Consider the following 8,149-nt stretch of genomic DNA (forward strand, 5'->3'; position numbering starts at 1 on the left):
GCAAGTCGTCGAGCGCACCGCCCACCCACCGGATCGGTTTCTCGTCGCCTCGCTCCACCCCACCACCATATATCAATACCGATATATACGACCGGACGCATTGCGCTCGACACACTCGTCGCCGCAGTCGTCCACATAACCACGATCGGGCACGGCATGCCGTCCGCTGGTCAGAGCTACGGACCCGCCCCAGATGTGGACGGCTCCACCGCACTGAAGGCCTCGGATGATTGCAGGATCAGCGGCGCGAATCTCGGTGACGGGGGCGCAGAACTTGCCGCCGGAACGGTTCCACCGGAGTTCGAGAAGTGGTTGATCCTGAGTGCTCGGCAGTGCACGGAAGTCACGCCGGTTCTCTTGGCCGGTCAGCACGAGCAGGAATCGAATTGGACCCCGGTCTCGTCAGTGCGGACGGCGCTATCGGTTACACACAGTTCATGCCGCCGACCTGGGCTACCTTCGGATATCCGGTGGACGAGAACGGTAACCCGAACGGCCGGGCCGGGGCGGGTGATCCGAACAGCATCGCCGACGCGGTAATGGCCCAGGGCCACTACGACTGCTACATCGCCGACTATCTGCGCCTCTTTGCAGGAAAGCGGACAGGTCAGCGGCGATCCGATCGACAACATGCTCGCCGGATACAACGCCGGTCCCTGCGCCGTCGAACAGTCCGGCGGCATTCCGCCCTTATCCGGAGACGCAGGCATATGTCCCGGACATCAGAGAGCGCATGACCCGTTACGACGCCGCACTCACAGGCAAGAGATAGGAAAAGCCGATGAGAGAGAACAAAATCGAAATCATCGTCGGCGTGATCGTTGCCGTCTTTCTGATCGTCGGCGGGGCGGTCGCTCTGCGCCAACACACCGAGACCTCGGTAACCAGCACTTCCGAAGGCAGCGATGTCGATCACGACCATGGCGACCCGCTATCCCCTGAGCACGCGCCACCGGAGACCATAGCCACCAACGCCATGTCGATGATCTTCTCTTGGCACCCCGGCCGCGACCGATCGCTCAACCGCGCAGCTCAGACCGATTTGTTAACCGGTGTCCTCGCGAAAGCTGCGGCTACCGAACCGAACCCACTGCCACGTCCGGTCAGTGATTGGGCAGCGTGGGAGCGCAGCGGGGACACCGTCACCGCGGCCGGGGCCGCATAAGGCGCACCTGTCGTCACCGGCGAGAGCGCCACCGTCGAGGTACAGGTCCGGCAGATCGTCATCCACTCTCAACCCTGCACTGACGTTGTTACCCGGATCGAGGACCATATCCCGCGTAGTCCTCGATCCCTGATGATGTCGACGGGGATTACTGCGGGCGAGATTCATCGAGCAGGGCGACTACGTCCAAGTCATCGGGCCACTGCATCGACTCCGCCGGAATCGACTGCACACCATCACCTCTCACCCAGACGGTCCCCTTCTCGTCGATGGTCACGGCAGGATCGGTGGCGAAAATCGGTGTGCTCTTTACCGGTTCGAGAGTGCCCGCATCCAACAAGGTGAAAAGCCAGAACTGACGCGTGCGGTCATACTCGGCAGGCCCAGGTAGCGGCCACCATCCCGTTCTCGACGTCCCGTCGGGCGGGTGGCCGATAATCCACACGAAGGCGCCGACCTGACCACCACGGAAGACATCACCTCCGAGTTTCTCCACCGTTCCGTATGTCAGATCGGGACGCACCACCACCGCGACACTGCCGCGGAAAACCCGAAGTGGTGAGCCTACGAGAAATGGCCTGGGAAAACCTTGCATCGTCGGCAATTCCGGACCGACGGTCACATCCCCGGAGACGTTCACCCGGATCAGCCGGTAGGTCGATGCCGCATCGGTATGTCGCTGCTCCGCCAGAACGACAAAGGACTCACCGTCGACGGCTATCGAAGCGACGTAGCCGTCCGGAACCTCGACCGCAACAGGTTCGTGGTCCTGGGTGTGCAGCCACCACTTCGTGCCGGACGGGCAGGCCAGGAAGTGCTCGCCGATCACTGCTCCCTGATGCACTGAGTGGGGAAAGACTCTCCGAGGCTCCTCACCGATCACGCGCCGGTACAGGCCGTCGTTGCCGCCCACCCAACATCCCGTCGGGGTAGCCCACACGCGGCGAGAGTGTCCGATCGGAGCGGGCAGAACATACTCGCGGGCAACATGATCGGGGTCGATGCTCACCACGATCGGTAATTGGCTGTCCACGACCCACAACAATTCGCCCGACCCGGACACGTCACCCGGGACGATCATCGGGCGGGCCGGCACGGGTGGTACGTCGTCGAGGTCGAGGTCCACGAGCACCCCGACGCCGCGATCCACCTCGAACAGATCGTCGCGCATGAACATGTCGTTGCCGAAGAAACGTGGTGCCGTCTCGATATCGCGGAACGTACGGTGCCCCGGCACGACGGCCCACCCATGACTCTCAGGCGGGCGCCGGTAGCGCGCGCTGACCAGCTGCACGCGGGTCACCCGCCCACGCACCCTGGACGGAGTGTCATACCCCATCACCCCGTAAAACCGGCCGGTCAGCTCCACCTGTCCGGTGAGTGGCCGGAAACCTCGCCACGACGCCGTCCACCCGTCACCGCGCAACAATCCGTTCCATTCCCACCGGCGAGGCAAATCACGGCCGGTGTACTGGAAAATCGGATCTCGACCACTTGCTTCCAGAAGCGCGCGAATCGTCACCGTGTTGGCATCGGTCGCGGGTTGCTCCACGAAGCGAAGCGGGAATTCGATCACGTCACCGAGACTCGGCGGCACGATTTCGCCGTCCTCGATCGCGACGCTCTCGATCTGCACGACAAGCGTGCGTTGGCGCGTCATGCGCCTTTCAGTGGAGTCATACCGACGACCGTACCAATTCGTATCGCCCTCATGCCTGCCTCTCGATATGTATGGACAACGGCACCATTCGAACCAGCTGCCCTCCAGCGTCGAGCTTCTGCGTTGCTCAGGCTCGGGTCCAGCGGCCGTCGCACCGTGATTCACCAGGCCTCCGCGCCGTCGACACCGGAAGCATCGGGATCGCGCCTTGTTCGAGACGGATCCGACGTCGTTGAACGATGGTTGTATCGTCAGGGGCGGTGACCTGACGCCCGAACGCTTCGCCGTTCGGACCCCCTAGTGCGTCGGGAACAACATGAACGACCAAGTGCGCGAGGCAATTCAACGTCCTCGAACTTTGCGCGTATTCATCCCCGGATGGGTCATCGGCGATGGATCATTTCCCCGCGCTGCAGTCGGCGACGTAGTCGACGTGTCATTGGTACTTTATTCAGCTGGCGATGCGCCTTCGGTGTGCGATGAAACGCGAACGGCAATCGCCTGCCCGGCATACGGCCGCGCGCCGGTGACCGGCCCTGACGGTGCTCTGCGGTGGCTGCACCTCGTGTACGGCGATGGGTGGAGCAGTCAATGGTGGACCGACCGCGCCGTCCGCGGACCGGTGACGCTCACCGGGGTTTTCAGCGCAGACCTCGAGGACAACCGAGGCCAAGACAGACCAGGGAAGGTCTACGGCCGCGCGCGTCGAATCCAGCTCGTCGAGCGACGCGTAAGCCGCCTCGACAACGGCTGGGACCAGATCCCGGGTTCGGACCGATTGTCGGAAGTCGGCGCAGTCCCCAACGACGTCAGCTGGTGGCCGACCGACACGACACGGGACGGCGACTTCGCGGCAACGGGCGTCCTGGTCGAACTCGACTTGAACGCCCGATCGGAGATCGAACCAGAATTCAAGGCCGGCGCTGTCGCTGTGCACGAGAACATCGTGTGGGTCATGCACGCATCCGATCCGATACTTCTTCGGGTGGACGCATCTCGTGGCGGTCCGCCGAGCATCGTTCGATATACCTTGCCTCTGCCGATCGAGATTCTGGATGGACTGTGGACGCGCCGAGTCCACGCCGACGGCAATGACGGCTGCTGGATCACCTCCCCGCATGACGTCCACCGCTGCACGCTCACTAGCGACGGCGAGTTGAACCTCGATCGCTACACCACTGCAGGTGGCAGGGCCACTACGGTTCACCAGCGCAACCTCTACGTCGGAGGTCGGTCAAGAGCCTGGCTGTCCAGCAATCGACGGCACGGAACCGTGCGCACCGAACCGGACCGTCATCGTCTCCAGGTTCTCGACGAGACGACCCGCCGCCTGATACCCGTTACCGATCCAGAATTGGAGCGCACCGTGACGAAAGCGGCGACCCGAGCGGATGTAGCGGTCGATACCGACGGAACCACATGGAGCATTGTCGGCAGGGAGAAGTTACGCAGTATCAACCACCACACAAGCGATACCTCGACAGTCGCCCTATCCGGACCGAGCAAAACCGGCGTTGTCCGCATCACGACGCCGGATCCCTACAGCGATCCGATCAACGCCGCCCTCCTCGCAGCCATCACCGTCGACCCCACACGACTGAAAACCACGCACCCACCCACCGAGACCAAGGACTAGAGCAGACACAGCCACTCACCGAGGCCGGGCCGGTATCGATCACCAACGCAACTACGAGCAGATCCTCCTAAACCGGGTCGCCCATCTCTACCCGCGCTCCGCGAGTTCGACGCGATGCCCGTCGGATGGGCGTTGCAGCAGCGAACACTATTAGCTGGTCCTCATCGTTGCGTTTCTTCGACCCACTCGGGGTGTTCTCGGCTGTCGAGCACCCAGGTGCGGGATTCGTCGCCGATGCGGTCGGGGTCGGCGAGCCAGCATGTTGCGTCGGGCGCCCACCCGGCGATGACGCTCGCCGTCTCAGCCTCAACCTGGATCGCAGTTCCCGCCGCGGCCAGGTATCCGGCGACGGTGAGATGCACGCCCGCATAGTCTTTGGCGACGAGCTGCCAGTTGGGGATGACCCATCGCCCTGATCGCCCGGTAGTCCGGTACCAGTCGTGCCGCTTCTCCGCGGTGACCTCGAGAGGGAACCGTCTGCAGAGTTCCGCCCACGCCTGCGCGCCGTCGATCTCGTAGATACGAGCGCCAGCGGGTGTGCCGACCTTTCGCACGGCGATGCGTTCCCATCCCATGCTGTCTTCGACGAACCACAATTCTGCCGGGGCCCCGTCGAACAGTGTCCGTGTCGAACACCGAACAGACGGATTCGACCACCAGCGACCGGACACGTTCGCTGTCGGGTCGGTCGGGCGGTCAGCGGCTCGCGCTTCCAATTCCAGGATGCGCTCGTACCACGCGCTCAGTAGTTCTGCAGCCGCCGGCTCGAAGGTATCGGGACTGTCGTCACCCCGGCTCACTATCACCCATTGGTCGGCCTCGGCGAGCGCGGTCGTCCACCACTGCGCATGTGGGGATCGCGCGATGTGCTCGGCAACTCGTCGAAGCTCCTGCCGCACCGGCTCGGTTGCCGCGAGGACGTCCTCACCGTCCGGGTCCTGCCAGTAGCGCGCTGAGTCCGTCGCGGCAGAGAGCGCCGAACGGAGTGCCACCTCGGTCACCACGGGAAGCGGCACCTGAGACAGGCGGTGCGCCACATCGTCGGCAGTGACAACGGCCCGTAGAAGCTCTTCAAGAGGCACTTCAGCGCCGGACTCGTACGCCACGCGTGAGTACGTCACGCGTGAGTACGTCACGCTCGAGTCTCGCTCGGGGTCGAGGTGATGCGACGCCCGGACAATCGCGGAACGGAACGAGTCGTCATGCGGCTCGGGTCGCCGGATCTGTTCGGCATCCATCACGTAGGCAAGCAGCATCCGGCGCCCGCGTGGGCCGGCCAACAACGCAGCCGCTGTAGTGGTTGTGCTCGATTTTGCCTCGAACTCCCCGGTCAAGGAGTGAACTTCCAGTCCAGTCGGCCATCGACCACAGTAGGTTTCCAATACTTGTCGAACTTTGATCCGGTTTCGAGGCTCTCTGCCAGATCGGTCAGCATCGCACTGAGCGAGACCCACCGAGGACCGGCATCGTCTGCATCGACCTTGTCGAACTCGGTCACACACCCGTACAGATCCCCCGGGCGCGTATCGACGAAGAGTAGGTACCCGTCGAGTCCCGCGAATGGAATGAACTCCGGCATATAGGTGAATACCGCCGTGCCGGCCGTCGTTCCCTCCGGCGGCTCGTACTCCTCGATCTCGTTCGTTTCGGCATAGACGTCGAGTTCCATCTCCCGCTCCTGGACAACCCGCTCGAGGTCGAACAGGTCCCGGCCCGGGAGAAGCCGAACCAACTCCTCAGGCGGAATCCCGTTGATCTGTTCGTAGAACTCGATCAACTCGGGCGGCCACGTCGTTCCGGTGGATTCGGCGGCATCTGCGATCTGAGACTTGGTTGCGCCGGCGATTGTGACGGGAGAGTGATGCGAGTTCAGCCACGCCGTGATCCGTGCCCATTGCTCTGTTACCGATCCGGCGGGTGCCGAGGATCGGGTGATCGGTTTGGGCAGTTGATCATCTGGCTGCATGGTGACCTCTCGTCTGCTGTGTTCGACATGTACGTCCGCGAGGCAACAGCTGCCCCTTTTTCGGGGATCGTATTGTCGGTGTCGATGACGAACCTATCCAAGGAGCAGCCCACATGAGCAAAGTGACCGGTTCGGTCAGGGTTTGGTACGCCGAGCAAGGGTGGGGTGTATTCGACTCCGCGCAGACTCCCGGCGGATGTTGGGCCGACGCCAACGAAGTGATGCCGATGGAACAACCACTCGATCTGCACCCCGGCTCGCCAGTCAGGTTCGACTGGACGGACATCAGCCCAGTGCTTGTCGAAGGTTTCCGCTACCGCGCGTACTCCTTCTATCCGATCGACGAATCGCTGGACCTCGACGACGAAGATTACGCACTACTCGATCTCGAAGACGCGGTCATCCTCGATGACGATGATGACGAAGCACCGAGGTCCGCGGCAGACTTCGTTCGGGACTCGGAGATCGGGGGCCGACCGACATGAACGGTGCACCGATCGGGTCTAAGTCAGGCCGGACGACCTACCGAGACTTCGAATGGGTGACCCGCGACTACCCATGGATCGCGAACGGCCTTTTCGTGACCTACGTCAAGGGTTCAGATCCCGCAACCGTGATCGAAGCAATGACCGTGGAAGGCCTGGGCACGGAGACCGGCCTGGCCCGCGTCAACGAGCGCGGATGGGAAGAATTCGCCATCATCGGGGCCGCAGCCGTGGAGGACTGGACGATCGCGATCGCACCTGCGGCGGCCGCAGGTGCATCCGAGGAATTGATGCGACCACTCTCGCTCGGGCGCGAGGTGCTGACCCACTACCGCGATATGAACGGCGGGGCCGGTTTCTACGTCTGGGAGGACGGGAACCGCACGGCGTATTTCGATCCGCTTCTGCGCTGCGGCTTCGGACTGGACCCGCTGCCCACGCAGTGGGAGCCCCGACTCGAAGAAGTCGGTGTCAATCCCGATGGCGACGAGCCCATGACGCAAGACGGAGGCTTCCCCGTGATCGAGGCATCGCTGGCGCTGGCGGCGAACTACACCGGCGCGCGGATTACGCCCGAGTTCTTGTCGAGTGCGACCTTCATCGTGGGCAGCGCCGACTGATCAGGGCCGTGAGATACCGCAGTCGCAGTGCAGCGCAAGGAAGGGGTGAAAACCCTAGGAGCTAGTTTGCAGGCAGATGAAGGTGCCGGTTGTGGACGACGGTGATGATCAGCGTGGGGACCACCATGACTAGTACTGCGAGTCCTGCACAAAGAAACGGTCCGAGCAGTTGCCGCTCGGACCAAAGCTCCTGAGCCAGTACCAAAGCGCCGTAAACCGAAAGACCTGCACAGACTGCTCGAAGCGCAGCCACACACGCTGGCGGCCTGACGGGATACTGCCCAGTGACAATCGGCAAGTTCTAACAGTGGTTGCAACACCTGACTGAGATTGACATATTCAGTCTGGATCCGGCCCAAGCTCGAAACCCAAGCCCTATACCCGAATTAGGGTTACTGCATGCGCCCGAACGAGTAATGATCAATACCTGTGGACAGGGAAGGACGCACCTCCCCAGATGATGATCTACAAGAAATCAGGTATTCGATCAAGACCAGCGCGCCAACGCTGGTTGGGAAGGTACGCTCGTGCTCACGGTAGTACACGAAGACGACCAGTCCAACGATGGCAACACCGCGACCGGACGGTCGTTGCTCGACGAGATCGTCCGCGACGGA

Annotated in this window: 7 protein-coding genes; 4 read left to right on the forward strand and 3 right to left on the reverse strand. The window is 62.7% G+C overall.

The window, feature by feature from the left end; all coding sequences use genetic code 11:
• The first annotated feature begins 781 nt into the window (after positions 1-781).
• Positions 782-1,165 (forward strand): hypothetical protein, encoded by a 384-nt coding sequence (locus VIQ49_RS06375; protein ID WP_331882159.1) that lies wholly within the window; start codon positions 782-784, stop codon positions 1,163-1,165.
• A 148-nt stretch (positions 1,166-1,313) separates the two neighbouring features.
• Here the strand turns inward: VIQ49_RS06375 and VIQ49_RS06380 are convergent, their stop codons facing one another.
• A complete protein-coding gene (locus VIQ49_RS06380; RefSeq protein ID WP_331882162.1) occupies positions 1,314-2,825 on the reverse strand; it encodes a DUF6578 domain-containing protein in 1,512 nt (503 codons plus the stop codon).
• Between the two features lie 526 nt (positions 2,826-3,351).
• On the opposite strand from VIQ49_RS06380, the gene VIQ49_RS06385 reads away from it, so the two are divergent.
• Entirely contained in the window at positions 3,352-4,461 is a 1,110-nt protein-coding gene (locus VIQ49_RS06385; protein ID WP_331882165.1) for a hypothetical protein, read from the forward strand.
• A 161-nt stretch (positions 4,462-4,622) separates the two neighbouring features.
• Here the strand turns inward: VIQ49_RS06385 and VIQ49_RS06390 are convergent, their stop codons facing one another.
• Positions 4,623-5,795 carry a hypothetical protein gene (locus VIQ49_RS06390; protein ID WP_331882168.1) on the reverse strand — a complete coding sequence of 391 codons (1,173 nt, stop codon included), beginning with the start codon at positions 5,793-5,795 and terminating at the stop codon, positions 4,623-4,625.
• Positions 5,792-6,427: an SMI1/KNR4 family protein gene (locus VIQ49_RS06395; RefSeq protein ID WP_331882171.1), complete on the reverse strand. Its 636-nt coding sequence runs from the start codon at positions 6,425-6,427 to the stop codon at positions 5,792-5,794. Before VIQ49_RS06395 ends, VIQ49_RS06390 begins: the two co-directional genes overlap by 4 nt.
• Before the next feature lie 113 nt (positions 6,428-6,540).
• Here VIQ49_RS06395 and VIQ49_RS06400 point away from each other — a divergent pair, with 113 nt between their 5' ends.
• Positions 6,541-6,912, forward strand: a complete 372-nt coding sequence (locus VIQ49_RS06400; protein ID WP_331882174.1) for a hypothetical protein — start codon at positions 6,541-6,543, stop codon at positions 6,910-6,912.
• On the forward strand, positions 6,909-7,532 hold the full coding sequence (locus VIQ49_RS06405) for a DUF6461 domain-containing protein (RefSeq protein WP_331882177.1): 624 nt from the start codon (positions 6,909-6,911) through the stop codon (positions 7,530-7,532). The genes VIQ49_RS06400 and VIQ49_RS06405 overlap by 4 nt, the downstream gene beginning before the upstream one ends.
• Positions 7,533-8,149: the final 617 nt, after the last annotated feature.

Origin of the sequence: Williamsia sp. (assembly GCF_036566845.1) — a bacterium.
Taxonomy (GTDB): domain Bacteria; phylum Actinomycetota; class Actinomycetes; order Mycobacteriales; family Mycobacteriaceae; genus Williamsia.

Bases quoted from the DNA above. Each gene is read 5' to 3' on its own strand.
- VIQ49_RS06400 (WP_331882174.1), top strand. From the start codon at position 6,541: ATGAGCAAAGTGACCGGTTCGGTCAGGGTTTGGTACGCCGAGCAAGGG.
- VIQ49_RS06405 (WP_331882177.1), top strand. From the start codon at position 6,909: ATGAACGGTGCACCGATCGGGTCTAAGTCAGGCCGGACGACCTACCGA.
- VIQ49_RS06380 (WP_331882162.1), bottom strand. From the start codon at position 2,825: ATGACGCGCCAACGCACGCTTGTCGTGCAGATCGAGAGCGTCGCGATC.
- VIQ49_RS06395 (WP_331882171.1), bottom strand. From the start codon at position 6,427: ATGCAGCCAGATGATCAACTGCCCAAACCGATCACCCGATCCTCGGCA.
- VIQ49_RS06375 (WP_331882159.1), top strand. From the start codon at position 782: ATGAGAGAGAACAAAATCGAAATCATCGTCGGCGTGATCGTTGCCGTC.